General features: G+C 71.5%; 6 protein-coding genes. All 6 read left to right on the top strand.

Features of this window, described 5'->3' with window-relative positions; genetic code table 11:
• Positions 1-151 precede the first annotated feature (151 nt).
• The 6 genes from ACI2K6_RS14325 to ACI2K6_RS14300 all read left to right on the top strand — a co-directional run bounded on the left by ACI2K6_RS14325 (position 152) and on the right by ACI2K6_RS14300 (position 18,698).
• The gene (locus ACI2K6_RS14325) at positions 152-1,174 is read left to right on the top strand and encodes a LacI family DNA-binding transcriptional regulator (RefSeq protein ID WP_404568898.1); all 1,023 of its coding nucleotides are present in this window, start codon (positions 152-154) and stop codon (positions 1,172-1,174) included.
• 134 nt (positions 1,175-1,308) lie between these two features.
• Complete coding sequence (locus ACI2K6_RS14320) at positions 1,309-7,542, top strand: OmpL47-type beta-barrel domain-containing protein (RefSeq protein ID WP_404568897.1); 6,234 nt, start codon at positions 1,309-1,311, stop codon at positions 7,540-7,542.
• A 113-nt stretch (positions 7,543-7,655) separates the two neighbouring features.
• Positions 7,656-8,669 (top strand): LacI family DNA-binding transcriptional regulator, encoded by a 1,014-nt coding sequence (locus ACI2K6_RS14315; RefSeq protein ID WP_404568896.1) that lies wholly within the window; start codon positions 7,656-7,658, stop codon positions 8,667-8,669.
• 110 nt (positions 8,670-8,779) lie between these two features.
• Positions 8,780-12,856 (top strand): LamG-like jellyroll fold domain-containing protein, encoded by a 4,077-nt coding sequence (locus ACI2K6_RS14310; RefSeq protein ID WP_404568895.1) that lies wholly within the window; start codon positions 8,780-8,782, stop codon positions 12,854-12,856.
• Between the two features lie 254 nt (positions 12,857-13,110).
• Entirely contained in the window at positions 13,111-16,752 is a 3,642-nt protein-coding gene (locus tag ACI2K6_RS14305; protein ID WP_404568894.1) for an OmpL47-type beta-barrel domain-containing protein, read from the top strand.
• Positions 16,749-18,698, top strand: coding sequence for a discoidin domain-containing protein (locus ACI2K6_RS14300; RefSeq protein WP_404568893.1), 1,950 nt, complete (start codon positions 16,749-16,751; stop codon positions 18,696-18,698). Before ACI2K6_RS14305 ends, ACI2K6_RS14300 begins: the two co-directional genes overlap by 4 nt.
• Positions 18,699-18,705: the final 7 nt, after the last annotated feature.

Genomic DNA, 18,705 nt, shown 5'->3' with positions numbered 1-18,705 from the left:
TCCTCTTGCTCTTCATTGAGCGGCTGCGCCGTTCGGGCGGGCACCGCGTGAGTCCGGGAATCCGAAAAAACCGAAATCCCTTTCGGGAAGGTAACCTAGGTTAGGACGGGCGTCAAGACGGCCGGATGTAACGATGAGGAAACGGATCAACATGGCACCGACCGATGGGCAACGCGCCACGACTCTCAGCGATGTGGCACGTCGCGCCGGTGTCTCGATCGCGACAGCATCCAAGGCTCTGAACGGTCGCGGCGACGTCGCCCCGGCCACCCGCAAGCGCGTGCTCGCCGCCGCCGACGAGCTGACCTTCACCCCGAACGCGGCGGCGCGCAGCCTCCTGGCGGGGCGCACCGGAACCGTGGGACTGCTCACGAGCGACCTCGAAGGCCGCTTCATGATTCCGATCCTCTCCGGCGCCGAAGATGCCTTCGGGGCCGGGCAGGTCAACGTCTTTCTGTGCGATGCGCGCGGTGACGCCATCCGCGAGCAGCACCATCTGCGGGCGCTCCTCAGTCGCCGCGTCGACGGGATCATCGTCGTGGGGCGGCAGACCGACCCGCGCCCCTCGCTCGGGCAGGAGATCCCGGTGCCCGTCGTCTACGCCTACTCGCCCTCGGACGACTCTCGCGATCTCTCGCTCACGCCCGACAACTACTCCGGCGGTCGCCTGGGGATCGAGCACCTGCTCTCATGCGGCCGCACCCGGATCGCCCACATCACCGGCGATCCGACCTACGCCGCCGCGCAGGACCGCCTCGCCGGTGCGCGCGCCGCGCTCGGCGCCGCCGGCCTCGACTTCGTCGCCGAGCCGATGTTCGCCGCGTGGACCGAGCACTGGGGTCGCGACGCCGCCGCGATGCTGCTCGAGCGGCATCCCGACGTCGACGCGGTCTTCTGCGGCTCGGACCAGATCGCGCGCGGGGTACTCGACACGGCGCGCGACCTCGGGCGCGACGTGCCGGGCGACCTCGCGGTCATCGGCTACGACAATTGGGAGCTGCTCGCGGGCAATGCGCGGCCGCCGCTAACCACCATCGACGCGAACCTGCAGCAGCTCGGCCGGCAGGCGGCGCAGCGCATCTTCGACGCGATCGACGGTGCCGACATCGGATCGGGCACCCACCAGCTTCCTGTCAAGCTCGTCATCCGCGGCTCGACGATCGCCCACCGCTGACGCGACCGAGGTCACAGTTTTTCGGGCTGTTTCGAAATTACCGAAAAGCGTTGCGGAACCCGGCATCCTCTCTGTAGCGTCCGAGCACGCACGCGTCGCTCATGGACGAACGGCGCCGAGAGGAATCAATCACCGTGGACTGCACTCCGACGACCTCCGGTCGGCTCGGGCGAACCGCGATCGCTACCGCAGCGGTCACGGCCGTGCTGGCGACGACCTTCGCGGTCGCGCCCGCCTACGCCGCCAACACAGACATCGGCTATCCGACCTTCACGGGCAGCCCCAACCCCGTGCCGGACACGGGGGTGACCTACACTCCCGGCAACCAGCTCATGCGGATCTTCGACGCCGACGTCGCCGCAGGCGCGGGTAGCAACGCCCAGAACGACTTCTGGATGGACGAGATGCTCGCCCGCACCGGCACCGCCGGCAGCTTCGGCGACAACAACCAGTGGCTCTTCACGCGCGGCCGCGCCGCGTTCATGAAGGAGCACAACCCCGCCGTCCTCGGCTTCGCGGGGCAGTTGGCGTACTGGGAGTCGATCGACGGCCGGAGCGCCTACACGATCACCGCTCGCGTCGGCGGCGCCGACATCGCCCTCACCGAGGACACGACCAAGCGCAAGCAGACCCCGAGCTACTGGCAGAGCGTGCACACCGACGCGGGCACCGGCATCGAGGTCGTGCAGACGAAGTTCATCACCGACGCGAACGTGCTCGTGACGAACCTCGACGTGCGCGCCACGGGCGGCGCCGTCGACGTCGAGCTCATTGTGAGCTCTCCCTACGCCGCGACGGCCGAGGGCGACGAGCTCGTCGGTCACGTCCAGGCGCTGAACGACCTGACGAAGCTCTCGCCGCGGCTGTCGGGTGACCAGTTCACCCCCGCCGGCGCGACCCTCGTGCGCACCCTCGCGGTGCCCGCGGGAGGGACGGCGTCGACGAAGGTGCAGCTCGGCCTCGTCACCGACGAGATCGCCGACTCGCGCGCCGACTACGACGCGATCCGCGAGGCCACCTCGGCGGCGGCGTACACCGCTCACGTCACGCTCTACAACCGGTGGTGGGCCGAGAACGTGCCCTACCTCGACACCCCGGAAGACAACATCGACAAGACGCTCTACTACCGCTGGTGGCTGATGCGTTACAACTTCCTCGACGCCGACATGCCGGGCAACACCTACCAGTTCCCGACCTCGATGGAGGGCGTGCTCGGCTACAACAACGCGATCGTGCTCACGACGGGCATGTTCATCGACGACCTGAAGTACTTCCGCGACCCGATCTACTCGTACGGTCCGTGGGTCTCGGCAGGAGAGACGAGCAAGAGCTACAAGTTCGTCGACAACCCCGGCGACCCCGCGAACTGGTCCAACAGCTACACGCAGTACATCTCCGAGGCGGCCTGGCGCGCCTACGAGCTGCACGGCGGCCCGACCCCGATCGCGCAGAACCTCGCCGAGTACGCCGAGTACGACGTCAAGGGACTCGTCGACGCCTACGACCACAACGGCAACGGCCTCATCGAGTACGACTGGGGCGCGATGACCGGCAACGACGCGGACGCGGTGTCGTTCCACTGGAAGGGCGGGTTCCAGGACCGCGCCGAGAACGCCTACCTGTACTCCAACGCGCTCGCCGCGGCGGAGGCCTACCGCGTCGCGGGCAACACCGCCAAGGCGGACGAGATGGAAGCCTTCGCGCAGAACATCAAGACCCAGGTCATGGACGTGCTGTGGAACCCCGATCGCAAGCTCCTCGAGCACGCGATGGCGAACAACGGCGAGCACGTGCCCTGGAAGGAGATCAACAACTACTACCCCTTCACCGTCGGGCTCGTCCCCAAGCCCGGTGACGCCGACTACGACGACGACTACGTCGAGGCGCTCCGACTGTTCGCCGACGACAAGCAGTACCCGATCTTCCCGTTCTTCACCGCCAACCAGGCCGACCAGGCCGCGTACAACGCGACCGGCGGCCAGGGCAGCAACAACTTCTCGGTGATCAACTCCACGGTGACGTTCCGCATGCTCTCCACCGTGCTGCGCGACTACCCCACCGATGCCATCAACGCGGAGTGGTACAAGAAGCTCCTCTACTGGAACGCCTGGGCCCACTACCAGAACGGCGGCGACAACCGCCTGCCCGACCAGAACGAGTTCTGGGCGAACGGATCGGCCGACCCGCAGAAGATCGACTACCGCTCGTGGATCCACCACACGATCCTCGGTGCGACGAACTTCACGATGATCGAGGATGCGATGGGCGTGCGCACCCGCAGCGACGCCAAGATCGAGCTCGACCCGATCGCGATCGGCTGGGATCACTTCACGGCCAACAACATCCGCTACCGCGACCGCGACCTCACCGTCACGTGGGATCAGCCGGGCGGCGAGCGCCACTACGGCGACGACGTCCCCGAGGGCTACTCGGTCTTCCTCGACGGCCAGCTCGCGTTCACGGTCGACGACCTCGCCCACGTCGTCTACGACCCCGCCACCGGTGAGGTCGAGGTGCTGGGCGGCGACGCCGAGGTGGTGACGGCCACGGCATCCGCCGTGCAGGCCCCGCAGGAGGTGCGATTCGCCGACGACGCCCGCATCGTCGACCTGTTCGCCAAGGCCGGTGCCGACATCCGCACCGCCAGCACGGGCAGCGCCAACCTCGCCGAGTCGGCGACCGCGACGTTCTCGGCTGCCGGGCGCGAGCCCGCGGGCGCCGTGAACGGCACGACGATCAACGAGCCCTTCTGGGGCACGGCAGGCTCGCCCAACGATAAGGACGCGCTGACCGTCGAGCTCGGCGGAGAGCAGACCTTCGACGACGCACGGGTGTACTTCTACGACAGCTCGTCGTCGGCGACGGCGGCCGGCTATGCCGAGCCGTCGGTGTACACGCTCGAGGTGCGCCGGAACGGTCAGTGGACGCCGATCCCGCAGCAGGCACGCATGCCCGCCTACCCGCGCGCGAACTACAACCACGTGCAGTTCCCCGAGGTCACCGGCGACGCCGTGCGACTGACGGTCACCCACGCGGCCGGCGCCAAGACCGGTGTCAAGGAGCTGCAGGTGTTCCGCACCGGTCTCGCAGCGCCGGAGTCGACCAACCAGGCGCCGCTCGTGACGGCATGGGAGAACCCGCAGGCATCCGTCGGCGGAGCAGCCGCGCTCGTCGGCTCGGTGAAGGACGACGGACTGCCCAGCGGTGAGCTCAGCTCGCAGTGGACGGTGCAGAGCGCGCCCGACGGCGCCACGGTGCTGTTCGACGACGCCGCCTCGGCATCGACGACGGCCCGGTTCTCGGACGCCGGCGAGTACGTGCTGCGCCTGACCGCCACCGACGGCGAGAAGACGTCGCAGGCCGATGTCACCGTGCAGGGCGAGCCGGCCACCGCCGGAGCCAACGTCGCACCCGACGCGGTGCCGACGGCCGAGTACACCGCGTCGTGGAACAACGTGCGCGCAGTCAACGACGGCAAGGTGCTGTTCTCGGGCGGCAGCCAGAGCGACATCTGGGGCACCTGGTCGGGCAACCACCCGGCGACCCGCTGGCTGCAGTACGAATGGGCGTCGCCGCAGCGCATCGCCGGTGCCGAGATCAGCTTCTGGAGCGACCAGGCCGACCCGGCTTCGACGAGCGGCGTGAACGTTCCGAAGAGCTGGAAGGCGCAGTACTGGACCGGCTCGGCGTGGGCCGACGTGACCGGCGCCTCGGCGTACGGCGTCGACCGCACCGCACCGAACAACGTCACCTTCGACGCCGTGACCACCACCCGCCTGCGGGTCGTGCTCGAGGCAGCCGGCACCGGTTCGGCGCGCGCCGCCGTGGCCGTCAGCGAGCTGGAGGTGTACGCCGACGCTCCGACGGCGATCGAGCCGATCGACGTCCGGACGGCGGTGGGCACCATCCCGCAGCTGCCGACGACGGTCGACGCGACCTACTCCGACGGCAGCCACGCCGACCTCCCGGTCTCGTGGGCTCCCGTCACCGAGGACCAGGTCGCGGGCGAGGGCAGCTTCCCGCTCTCGGGCATCGTCCCGGGATCGCCGCTGCCGGCGAAGGCGACGGTCTGGGTGCGTGCCACCGCCCCCGGCCAGATCAACCAGGTCGACACGGTCACCACCCGCACCCTCGTGGGTGTGGCGCCGGTGCTGCCGAGAAGCGTCGGTGTGCTGTTCAACGACGGCTCGCGGCAAGACCTCCCGGTGACCTGGAACGCCGTCGAGCCCGCTTCGTATGCTCAGGCCGGCGACTTCACCGTCGCCGGAACGGTGCAGAGCGACCTGCCGGGCACGAAGGCCGCCTCGGCCGCCGTGACCGTCGGGGGCGGGGGAGACGACGCCACGGCGCCGACCGTCGCCTTCGAGGTCTCGCCCGCCGCGCCCGACTCGGGCTGGCACACGCAGGCGGTCACCGTGGCCGTCACTGCGACCGACGACCAGGACTCCGCTCCCCGCACCGAGGTGCGCGTGGACGAGGGGGCCTGGACGGCCTACACCGCGGCCGTCTCGGTCGACGGTGACGGCAGCCACGTCGTGCAGGCACGGTCGACGGATGCCGCCGGCAACCAGTCGGCGGTGGCTGAACAGGTCGTGCGCATCGACACCACCGCCCCGGTGGTGGAGGTCACCGCCGACGCCGTCTCGCGGACCGTGAAGGCGACCGCCGCAGATGCGGCATCCGGGGTCGTCTCGGTCGAGTACCGGCTCAACGACGACCAAGCCTGGACGCCGCTGACGGGCAGTGTGCTCGTCGGTCTCGACGAGACGCGGGTCGCGGTGCGGGCCACCGATACCGCGGGCAACGTCTCGCAGATCGTGGAGCGCACCGTTCCCCGGGCCGATGGCGAGCAGCGCCGCAACGTGGCGCTGCTGGCGACCCCGACCGCATCGGGGACGGCAGGCTGGAACACGGTCGACGGTCTGAACGACAACGTCCAGCCGACCTCATCGGGCGATGTCACCCCCAACGACAACGCCAACGTGTGGGGTGTGTGGCCCGAGGTCTCGCCGCAGTGGGTGCAGTACGAGTGGACCGAACCAGTGCGCGTCAGCTCGCTCGGAGTGTACTTCGTCTCGAACATCGACGCGCAGGGACTCGGCATCGACGTGCCGAAGGACTGGGCGGCGGAGTACTGGGATGCGGATGCCGAGGCCTGGGTCCCCGTCGAGGCGACCGGTGACTACGGCGTCGCGAAGGACGCCTACAACACGGTCGACTTCGCACCCGTCGAGACGACGCGTCTGCGCCTGAACCTCACCCCGGCGGGGACCGAGTCGGGCAAGGGCAGCGTCGGCATCAAGGAATGGCAGGTCTGGGAGCAGCCCGAGGTGGTCGTCCCCGACACGCAGGCCCCGGTGGTCACGGCCGCCGTGTCGCCGGCGGCGCCGGCCAGCGGCTGGCACACCGGCACGGTGAGCGTCAGCGCGACGGCGATCGACGATCGCGACGACGCACCGGCGATCGAGGTCCGCGTCGGCGACGGTGCCTGGGCATCGTACACCGCGCCCGTCGAGGTCGCCGCGGACGGAACCACGACCGTGTGGTTCCGTGCCACGGATGCCGCAGGCAACACCTCCGAGCCCGGCTCGGTCGAGGTGAAGCGCGACGCGGCGGCGCCCGAGGCGAGTGTCGGTTGGAATGCGGCATCCCGCACCATCACCCCCACGGGGACGGACACCCTCTCGGGAGTGGCGCTGGTCGAGTACCGGTTCGGCGACGGCGCGTGGGCGACGGCGACGGGCGGGGCGATCCCGACCGGCGATGCCGCGACGACCGCGCAGGTGCGGGTGACGGATGTCGCCGGCAACGTCTCGGCCGTGGCCGAGGCGGCCGTCCCGGCCAAGACGACGGGCGGCACCGACCCGGGGACGGATCCCGGAACGGGTCCGGGCACCGACCCCGGAACGGGTCCGGGCACGGATCTCGGCGGCGAGCCGAGCGGTTCGCTGACGGGCGACGAGGTGCTGCGCCTCGGCGTCACGCAGGTCGCCCCCGGCGGTCAGCTGCCGGTGAGCGTCTCGGGCGCCAAGCCGGGCACGGTGTTCGCGGTGGAATTACGGTCGACCCCGGTCCGCCTGGGCACCCTGACCGTGGGCGCCGACGGGACGGCATCCGGTGTGTTCACCGTTCCCGCCTACGCCGAGGCCGGCGTGCACACCGTGGCACTGGTGGTGCCCAGCGGTGAGCTGACGGCGCAGGTGACGGTGGTCACGCCCGGCGCGACGTCTCCCACCGTGACGGGTCTTCCCGCCACGGGCCAGGAGGCCGGCGTCGTCGCGAACACCATCGGAATCGGCGCGAGCGTGGTCCTGCTCGGACTCGCGCTGGTCGCCATCGGCATCATCCGCCGCCGCCGCGCGGCGTGACGCCGAGGGGCCGGGGGATCACACCCCCGGCCCCTTCCCCTCGTTCTCTCCCCCAGAACTCCGACGGCGCGGTGAACCGGTTCACCATTGAACCGGTTCACCCGAAAGGCATCATGGCCACCATCACCGACGTCGCCCTCGCGGCGGGCGTATCCCGGGCGACCGTCTCGTATGTGCTGTCGGGCAAACGAACGATCTCCGAGCCCGTCTGCCAGCGCGTCCGGGAGGCCGTCGAGTCGCTGGGCTACACCCCGAATGCCGGTGCACGCGCGCTGGCGACATCGCAGACCAAGGTGCTCGCCCTGATGGCGAGATTCCTCTCCGACGAGTTCGCGCCGGCCATGCTCGAGTTCATCAGAGCGGTGACCGACGGCGCTCGTGATCTGGGCTACGACACCCTGCTGGTGTCGGACGAAGACGGCGTCGCGGCGCTGCGGCGACTCGCGGCGTCTCGCATGGTCGACGGGATCGTGCTCCTCAACGTCGGCGAGAACGACGACCGGCTTCGCGTCCTGGCGGAGATCGATCAGCCCAGCGTCCTCATCGGGTCGCCGGGCGACCCCGCGGGCCTCCTGGTCTTCGACCTCGACTTCCGCTCGACGGGGCGACTGATGGTGCGTCACCTCCACGCCTTCGATCACCGCGAGGTCGTCCTCGTGTCGCAACCCCGCCACGTCGTCGACCGGGGCGGGGCCTACGTCTGGCGTCTGGCCGCCGGGGCGAAGGAGATGGCGGATCGGCTGGGCGTGACCCTGCACCGTCACCACGCCGCCGCATCGCAGCCGGACGTCGGCCGCCAGCTGCACGACATCCTCGACATGCACCCCGATGCGACCGGCATCCTGCTGAACAACGAGGCCGCCGCGGCGGCGCTGCCGTTCGTCCTGCGGGAACGCGGCCTGCGCGCACCCGACGACGTCTCGGTCATCGGACGGTACTCGGACGACTTCGCCCGCGCGTTCTCGCTGCCGTTCACCGCGATCGACAGCGCCGCCGGAGAGCTCGGGCGCCGCGCCGTGGCGCAGCTCGTCGGCGCCATCGAGGACGGTGCGCCCCGCGACGCCCACCTCCTGCTTCCGCCGGTCGTCATCGACCGCGGCTCGGTCGCGCAACCGCCGCAGCCGTGACGACCCACTCCTGTTCCCACCCCCCGCACGACCCGAACTCCACCGTTCCGAAGAGAGGCAACGACATGACCCATCCACGATCGCGCCATCTGCGCAGACGCGTGACCGCCGTGACCACCGCATTCGCAGTCGGCGGCGGCCTCGCGCTGACCGGCGCCGCCCTGCCCGCCGCGGCCGCGGCCCCCGAACCCGACCTGCACTATTCGATGGACGGCGTCGCCGACGGCGTGGTTCCCGACTCGTCGGGCAACGGCTGGAACGGTGCACTCTCGGGCGCGGCAACCACGATCGCGGGACCCGACGGCGCCGCGCTCGACCTGAGCGGCGGATCCATCCGCATCCCGCGCGACCCCATCGCCGGGGCGACGGACCTCAGCGTCACGACGCGGGTTCGCTGGGACGGCGGCGCGAACTGGCAGTGGCTCTTCGGGATCGGCACCGACAACCAGAAGTACCTCTTCTTCACGCCGCAATCGGGCGACGGCAACCTGCGCACGGCCATCACCCGTGCCAGCGGCGGCGCTGCCGAGAAGCAGATCCTGGGTTCGAACCCCCTCCGCGTCGGCGACTGGGTAGACCTCGCGTTCACCCTCGACACCGACGCCGACGAGCTGACCGCGTACATCAACGGCACGGAACTGGCCACCACCACGACCGACATCACCCCCGGCGAACTCGTCACGGCGACGTCGGAGTTCGGCGGCTCGATCGGCCGGTCGTTCTACCCTGATCCAGCCTTCGACGGAGCCGTCGACGACTTCCGCATCTACCGGGCGGCGCTCACCGCGTCCGACGTGGCGGAGATCAGCCGAACCGCGCAGCCCACGCTGCAGTCGCTGACGCAGCAGGTCTTCACCGCATCCACGCGGATCGGGGAAGCCCCCGCGCTTGCGCCGGCGGTTCGCGGAGCGTTCTCGGACGGCTACGCCCGAGACATCGCCATCGACTGGGAAGACGTCCCCGCCGAGCGCTACGCCGAACCCGGCACCTTCACCGTGTCGGGCGTCGCGGCAGGCCAGAGCGTCCGCACCGACGTGACCGTCGCCCGGGGCGAGCTCACGGTCGACCTGTCGGCGCGCACCGGCGAATTCCAGGGCGGCGCGTCGGGCCTGCTCTACGGCCTCTACGGCGACGGCATGCCGACCGACAACCTCATCGAGGGGATGAACGTCCGCTCGGTCGCGACCAAAGCGCAGGACGGCGGCCAGCACCCCGGGTCGGACGCACTGGAGATCCTGCCGAACCTCGCCCGCGCGGGCGGCGACGTCTACCTCCGCATCACCGACTACTACCGCGGCTTCCCTTATCAGGTGCCGGGCAGCACGCCCGAAGAGCGGCGCGCCGACTACACCCAGCGTCTAAACGACCAGCTCGAGATGATCGAGCAGTTCGCCGCGGTCGACGACACCCAGCGCGGCTACGTCGCCGATCACCTCGTCATCGAGCCGTTCAACGAGCCCGAGGGCAACATGTTCAGCAACCGCAACGTGCCGTGGTCGCTGTCGGGCAACGTGTCATGGCTCGATGACCCCACCGTCTACTTCGCGATGTGGGACGACACCTACCGCACCATCCGCGACTGGTCGGAGCGCACCGGCATCCCGCTGCGCATCGCCGGCCCGGGAACCGAGCACCTCTTCGCACAGGTCGAGGGGTTCCTCCGCCACACGGTGCAGGCCGACACCGTGCCCGACATCGTCACCTGGCACGAACTGTCGCACCCGCAGGCCATCCGCGAGTCGGTGGCGCGCTACCGCGGCTGGGAGGCCGCGGCATTCGCCGGCACCGCCTGGGAGGGCGAGCCCCGTCCGATCAACATCAACGAGTACGCGTTCAACTACCACACCTCGGTCCCGGGCCAGATGGTGCAGTGGATGTCGGCGATCGAAGACACCAAGGTCGAGGCGATGATCGCCTTCTGGAACATCAACGGCAACCTGTCGGACTCGGCGGTGCAGCAGAACCGCGGCAACGGGCAGTGGTGGCTGTACAACGCCTACGCGCAGATGAGCGGTCAGTCCGCCACCGTTACCCCGCCCTCACCCGGGGTGAACTACACGCTCCAGGGCGTGGCCTCCATCGACGACGACAAGCGCGTCGCGCGAGCGCTCGTCGGCGGCGCCAACGGCAGCGCGCCCGTCGACGTCACCGGCATCTCGAGCGAGACCTTCGGAACGTCGGTGCGCGTCCAGGTGCGCGAGATCGGGTGGACCGGGCAGATCGGCGACTCGTCGGAGCCGCGGCTCCTGAGCGACCGGGTGGTCGCCGTCGAGGACGGGACGATCACCGTGCCGTTCGGCCGTGACGGGCTGCCGGCGATGACGGACTCCGATGCCTACGAGATCGTCGTCACCCCCGGCGAGAACGCGCAGCCGATCGACGTCGCCGCCACCTGGCGGGGCTCGCACGAGGCGGAGGATGCCGCCCTGACCGGCGACGTGACGCGCAACGGTCCCGAGGGATCGCCGAACGCCGTGGGCAACTACTTCACCTCGGGCGCCTACGACATCGGCGGGTTCCGCACGGGCGCCGATTCGACCGCGGTCTTCACCGTCGAGGTGCCCGAGGACGGCTCGTACGACCTGTCGGTCTTCTCGAGCAGCCTCAACACCGACCCCGAGATCGCCGACAACGGCCCGACGAACGTGTTCCTCACCGTCGACGGCGGCAGCGAACAGGAGATCCACCTGCCCCTCAGCTACCGCTGGGTCGTGTGGGATCACGCCGACACCCGGGTCGAGCTGAGCGCCGGACGTCACGAGATCGCTCTCTCGACCTCGAGCGTGGACGGATCGCGTTCGACCCGGGGTGACGCCATCATCGATCGCATCACGCTGGAGACGACCGAGGCGGCCCCGAGCACCGTGTACGAGGCCGAGCACTCCGACCACAACGGCGAGGTGTCGGTGCAGAACCCCGGTTCCGTCGTCCTCGACGCCTCCGACTCGGCGACCTTCTGGGTCTACAGCGACACCGACGGCGAGGCCTACCTCGAGGTCGCGGGCGCGGGCGGCGGAACGGTCAGCCTCAACGGCGACGACATCCTCGACCTCTCCCGCGCGGGAGCGGCCGACGTCCAGCTGCAGGGCGGCGTGAACAAGATCGTCGTGCGCGGTGCGGCATCCCTCGACAAGATCACCGTCTCGGGCTCACGCGACAAGATCGAGCACCGCACCTACCAGGCCGAGGACGGAGCACTCGCCGGTACGGCGACGGTCGTCGAAGCCGACCTCGCCGACGGCGGCGCGGCGGTCGACGGCATCGGCGGCGAGCCGGGTAACGACAACACGCTCACGTTCACGGTGGATGCCGCCGAGGCGGGTCCGCACGCGGTCGTCGTGCGGTTCTCGAACCCCGAGCAGGTTCCGGCCACGCACTACAACCCGAACCCGATGGCCCGTCACGCCGACATCTCGGTCAACGACGGCGCCGCGCAACGAGTGCTGTTCGTGCCGACCTTCCACCGCAACAACTTCTGGGAGCGCACCCTGGTGCTCGACCTCGCCCAGGGGCAGAACCAGATCCGGTTCGCATCGTCGGAGCAGCCGAACTTCGATGGCGAGACCTTCGCCGAGGACAACTTCCCCGGCGTCCCGTTGCGGGCGGAGCTGTCTCCGATCATCGACCGGATCGTCGTGTCGGCGCTCACGGCGTCCGCCGGCTCGACCCCGGACCCGGACCCGGAGCCGGAGCCGACGCCCGGGCCCTCGACCCCGCCGACCCCCGGCCCCACGGCGGGACCGACGCCGGGTCCGACGACGCAGCCGACGACCTCGAAGGCTCCGACGTCAGCGGAGCTGACGGAAGCGACGCGCGACGCGGTGTCGGGTCCGACGACGCTCGTGCGCGGTGAGACGGTGAGAATCACCGTCGGAACCGCCGCGGCCGGCCGAAACGTGTCGGGCTGGCTGCTCTCGACGCCGAGCGCGCTCGGATCGGGAACCGTCGCCGCGGACGGAACCGTCTCGCTCCGCGTGGCCAGCGACGCGCCGCTCGGCGAGCACCGTCTCGCGATCACCGGCGCGGACGGCCGCGTCATCGGGTGGTACGGAGTGACCGTCGTCGAGCCGGGATCGCTGGCGGCCACGGGCGGCACGTTCGCCCTCGGTGCCTGGGTGCTCGGCGGCGCCGCGCTCGTCGGCGCGGGTGCCGCGCTGGCGCGGTCTCGCCGACGTCGCCTGAGCTGACCCGGTCGTCGTCAGGGGGTGCGCACGCAGACCGCGCGCCCCCTGACGGCGCGCCTCGGCGCCGGCGCGCCGCCCCCGATTTCGAGCCGTTTCGAAATTACCGAAAAGCATTGCGGTCGCATGGGCGGGCTCGATAGCGTGCCATCCACGCACGTCTCCGGTCCACCTTTTCGGCGGGCCGGCCGGCGCTGTTTGACCCCGCCGCACCCCGTTTCTCTCCGCGGCACCCGTCGCTCCGGTCGAAGGAGACCGTCATGCCCCGCTCGCTTCCCCGCCGCGCATCGGCCGCCCTCGTCGCGGGTGCCGTCGTCGCCGGTCTCGCCGTCGCCGTGCCGGCCCCCGCGGCCACCGCGCTCGACAACCCGATCCTCGGCGACGGCTCGGTGTACTCGGCCGATCCCGCCACGCTCGTCGTCGACGACACCCTCTACGTCTACGCGGGGCGCGACGAGGCGGGGCCGACCACGAACGACTTCATCATGAACGAGTGGCAGGCCTTCTCGACCGCGGACGTCGGCGGCGGAGAGTGGGAGCGGCATCCCGCGCTCATGCGTCCCGAGCAGGTCTTCGACTGGGCGACACCCGGGCGCGCGTACGCCGGACAGGTCGTCGAGGGCGCCGACGGCCGCTTCTACTGGTACGTGCCCGTGCACGAAGCCGGCAGCGACTCGCCCGACCCCTTCGGCATCGGCGTCGCGGTGTCGGACACCCCCCTCGGCCCCTGGACCGACGCGGTCGGGGCGCCGATCGTGTCGCAGGAGATCCTCGGCAACGACGCCCACAACATCGACCCGACCGTGTACGTCGCGAGCGACGGGCGCGTGTGGATGTACTGGGGCAGCTTCAGCCGGCTGTTCGCGATCGAGCTCGGCGCCGACATGACCAGCCTCATCGGCCAGCCCACCGCCATCACGAGCGGCGTCGACGGGTTCTTCGAGGCGGCGTGGCTGTTCGAGCGCGCCGGCACCTACTACCTCGCCTACGCCGCGAACACGGCCGGCCCCGACAGCTGGTGCACGCCCGCGGTCTACCACGCGTGCATCGCGTACTCGACGGCGCCCGGACCGCTGGGGCCGTGGACGTCGCAGGGCCGCATCCTCGCGCCGGTCTCGTCGACAACCAGTCACCCGGCGATCACCGAGTTCCAGGGGGAGTGGTACATGGCGTACCACACGGCCGACGCCGAGGGCGGCAACCACTTCCGCCGCTCGGTCTCCGTCGATGCCCTGCGCTGGGACGACTCCGTCACCCCCGCCCGCATCCTGCCGGTCGTCCCGACGCTCGGTGCCGAGCAGGTCGAGACCCCGAGCGCGAACGTCGCGCCGCAGGCGACGGCCTCGGCATCGAACGAGCCGATCCCTGCGCAGTACTGGATCGCCGCGCTGAACGACGGAATCGTCCGCCCGAACCCGCTGCCGCCGGACATGTGGGGCTCGTACGACGGCGACCGTGCCGCGGCGGAGTGGATCCAGTACGACTGGACCGAGCCGGTGCGCATCGACCGGTCGACGATCCAGTTCTGGAGCGACCGTGAACCCGGCAGTGGCGACGGTGTCTCGGCCCCCCGCGCCTGGAAGCTGCAGTACTGGCAGAACGGCGGGTGGCGGGATGTCGAGGGAGCGAGCGGATACCCCACGACGACGCGCACGCCGATCGAGGTGACCTTCGCCCCCGTGACGACGACGCGCCTGCGGGCTGTGCTCGACGCCGCGCCGGGAACGGGCGCGACGCCGCGCTACTCGGCCCTGGCGGTGGAGGAGTGGTCGGTCGATGCCGTGGCCGCCGACGGCTACGGCCCGGTGTCTACCCGCACCGCCGTCGGCGAGGCGCCCGAGCTGCCCGAGACCGTCGAGCTGCGCTACGGCGACGAGCGCGTGCCCGCTCCGGTGCGCTGGGATGCCGTCGACCCGGCGGCATACGCGCAGCCGGGCACGTTCACGGTGAGCGGCGTGGCCACGGGCTATGCGGCTGCGCGCGTCGAGGTCACGGTGACCGTGATCGACCCGAGCGACGCCGGCGAGCCCGACGTGACCGCGCCGGTGCTGCAGCTGACGGCCCGCGGCGCGGAGGGTGCTGACGGCTGGTTCGTCGGTGCCGTGACGGTCCGTGCCGAGGCGACCGATGACCGCGACGTGCGCTCGAGCATCGCGGTGTCGGTCGACGGCGGCGACTGGACGACGACGTCGGACATCCGACGTGTCGACACCACGATCGAGACCGACGGCACCCATACCGTCTCGGCGCGGGCGACGGATGCCGCGGGCAACGTCTCGGCCGAACAGACGGTCTCGGTGCGCGTCGACCGCACCGCCCCCGTGGCGACGGGTGTCGTCGACGCGCAGGCGCGGACGGTCGCCGCCGCCGCGACGGACGCGGGTTCGGGGCTCGCGAGCCTCGAGTACGCCGCGGACGAGCCGACGGGTTGGCAGCCGTACGACGCCCCGATCGCCGCCCCCGACCTCGAGCGCCACGTCGTCTACCTCCGCGCGACCGACGCCGCAGGCAACGTGTCGATGCCGGTGCCGGTGACGATCCCGCGCTCGCCCGACGCTCCGCTGACGGGCAACGTCGCGCCGTTCGCCGCGGTGACCGCGTCGTACGCATCGCCGTGGGCGCCCGTCGACGCCGTCGTGGACGGTGCCCTCGGTGGCGCGTCGTGGGGCACGTGGCCGCGTGTCGGCGAGCAGTGGCTGCAGCTGGCCTGGGACCGCCCCGTCACCCTCGACCGTGCCGCCGTAGTGTTCGCGCGGGATGCCGCCGACGACCAGAACGCCGGTCTCATCCCCCCGCGCTCGTGGGTGCTGCAGTACCGCGATGCCGCCGGCGCGTGGCACGACGTCGAGACCGACGACGTCTACGAGCGGTCGACGACCGATCGCAACGAGGTGCGCTTCGCTGCGGTCGAGACCACGGCGCTGCGCGCGCTGATGCAGTCGTGGGGCGCGGCCGAGGCGGGAGGCTCCGTTGCGGCGCACGAGTTCGAGGCCTGGACCGCCGAGGTCACGGAGCCCGTCGACACCACCGCCCCCACCCTGAGCTTCGACACCGCCGACGTGGTGCCGGCCTCGGGCTGGTTCCGGCAGCCGGTGCGTTTCGCCGGCGCCGCCGAAGACGACGCGGATGCGGCACCGGCGGTGCGCGTTCGCATCGACGGCCAGGCCTGGCAGCCGTTGTCGGATGACGTCGTGGTGGCCGATGACGGCATCCATCTCGTCGAGGCCGAAGCCGTCGACGCGGCGGGCAACGTCTCGGACCGCGTCGCGGTGACGGTGCGGATCGACACGGTCGCCCCGGAGGTGCGGGGCTCGGTGAGCGAGGACGAGGAAGGCTTCCTGGTCGACCTGCAGGCCACCGATGACGGTTCCGGGGTCGGCGTCGTCGAGGTGCGCTCGGGCGATGCCTGGGTGCCGGTGCGCGGCGGCGAGCTGCGCGTCGCGAGAGACGGCACGGCGCGCCCACCCCTCGACGGCGTGCTGCGGTTGCCGCGCGGCGGGGGCGCCGTCGACGTGGTGTTCCGCGCGACCGATGTCGCGGGCAACGTCTCGCCGGACCGCTCGCTGCGGGTCGAGACCGGTTCCACCGGGACCGATGAGCCGGGCGTGCCCGGAGTCCCGGGAGGGCCCGGCACACCCGGCGTGCCGAACGTCCCGGGCGGCGCCGGGGGCGGAGCCGGGGGCGGAGCCGGGGCCGGTGTCGCCGGTCCGGGAACCGTGCGCGCGGACGCGAAGCCGAGCGGTCGCCTCGCGAACACCGGTGCCGAGGTGCCGACGGGGCTGGCGGCGGGGGCGCTGCTGCTGCTCCTGGCCGGCGGCGGTGTTCTCCTCCCGCGCATGCTCCGCACCGCCGACGGCGTCGGAGCACGGCCGCGGACCCGCACCGGACGCGCGGGATCGTGACGGTCGGCGCCCGCCGCGCGACGGCCGCGAGCCGTCGCACGGCCGCTGTCCTCAGCGCGGTCCTCGCCATCAGCGCCGCGGTGCTCGCGGGGGCCTCGCCCGCTGTGGCCTCGCCCGTGCGGGCCGAGGCCGGGCCGGGGTTCGTCGATGTCGACGTCCCGGCACGCGCCGACATCCGTGATCACCGGGTGACGATCGCGCTCCTCGCGCCGCAGGGCTCGGAGCCGTCGTTCGCGGCGGACGAGGCGCGGCGCTCGCTCGAGCTCGTCGACGAGTTCTACGACCGTGAGACGAACGGCGCGATCCGCTTCGAGCTCGAGCAGCTCCTCGACTGGCAGAGCGTCGACCAGCCGATCGGATGCAGCGACACGGCCGGTCTGCATCAGTGGCTGCGCGAACGGATCGGCTGGCAGGGCGGAGCGGCCCGGCACCTCGTCATCATGGTCCCGCCCGGTGACCCGTGCCCCACGTGGGCCAACGGTGAGCAGCCCGGTGATCCCGACGACGGCGGCGGGACGTTCCAGCCCGGGCCCGACCCGTATCTGCTCGCGCACGAGCTCGGTCACAACCTCTCACTGGCTCACGCGTCCAGCATCCGCTGCGACACGAGCTGGGACTATCCCGCCGGCGTCGAGTGCCCGCGCGACGAGTACGGCAACCGGACCGACATGATGGGCGGCGCCTGGTCGTTCCTGCCGCTGTCGAGCCCGACCCTGGCGCGCCTGGGCGTGCTCCCGAACGTTCGCGAGCCGGTGTGCGGCGATGCCCGCACGGCGGTGCTCGACAGCCTGGGAGCCGGGACCCCCGCATCCCGGACGCTCACCTGGACCGACCCCGAGAACCCCGACGCGCGGTACTGGGTGCAGTACAGCGACGCGTCCGACCCGGTGAGCGGCGACGGTGCCTGGCCGAGCCCGTGGCAGGCCGAACGGACCGTGTCGGGCGTTCAGATCCTCCGCTCGAACCCCGCGCAGCCGTACGGCGGTGACCTGCTGGAACGGCCGGGCGACACGACCGAGGCGAACGAGTTCGTCACGGCGGGCGAGACGGTCGCGCTCAACTCCGGGATGACCGTCCGCGTCGACGAGATCGATGAGATCGCGCACCGGGCCACGGTGACCGTCACCGTGCCGTGCGCCGACCCGACGACGGTGCGCGACATCACCGGTTCCGCCGTGGCGACCGCGTCGTACGTTCCCGAGTGGTCGAGCGCGGCTGCCGCCGTGGACGGCGACCCCGGCAGTGTGTGGAGCTCGTGGCCTCGGGTAGGCGAGCAGTGGCTCGAGCTCACGTGGGGCGGCCCGGTCACCGTGGAGCGGGTGTCGGTCGCCCTCGCGCGGGATGCCGCAGACGACGAGGCGCGGGGGCTCATCCCGCCGCGCGCCTGGCGCGTCGAGCGGTGGGATGCGGCGACCGGCCGGTGGCTCGCGGTGGCGGGCGCCACGTTCACGCCGTCCCGCGACGAGTCGCCCGGCGAGGTGGCGTTCGAGCGTGTCACGACCTCGGCGATCCGGCTCGTCTTCGATGCCTGGGGTGAAGCCGAGTACACCGGATCGACGGGAGCCGCCGACATCGCCGTGTTCGGCGGGACGGCCCCGCCCGTGGTCGACCCCGAGCCGCCGGTCGTCGTCGACCCGGAGCCGCCGGTCGTCGTCGACCCGGAGCCGCCCGTGGTGGTGGAGCCGGAGCCGCCGGTCGTCGTGCCGGGCGGGTCGGTGGTGCCGGGCGGATCGGCGGTGCCGGGCGGATCGAGCGCCGGCACGGCCCGCGGCGCGGCATCCGGGGTTCGCTCTCTCGCGGCGACCGGTGGCGCTGCGCCGTCGGCGGCGATCGCCGTCGCGGCGCTGCTTACGGTGCTCGCCGGCGGCGGCGCGATGCTCGCGCGACATCGCACACCGTCACGCCCGCGCGTGCAGACGACGAGCCCGCCGCACCTGGCAGACTGAACGCCGA

Source organism: Microbacterium sp. NPDC006705 (assembly GCF_044903545.1).
In the GTDB taxonomy this organism is placed as follows: domain Bacteria; phylum Actinomycetota; class Actinomycetes; order Actinomycetales; family Microbacteriaceae; genus Microbacterium; species Microbacterium plantarum.
Note: the sequence above shows the minus strand (reverse complement) of the source record. Positions and strands in the feature narration are given on the sequence as shown.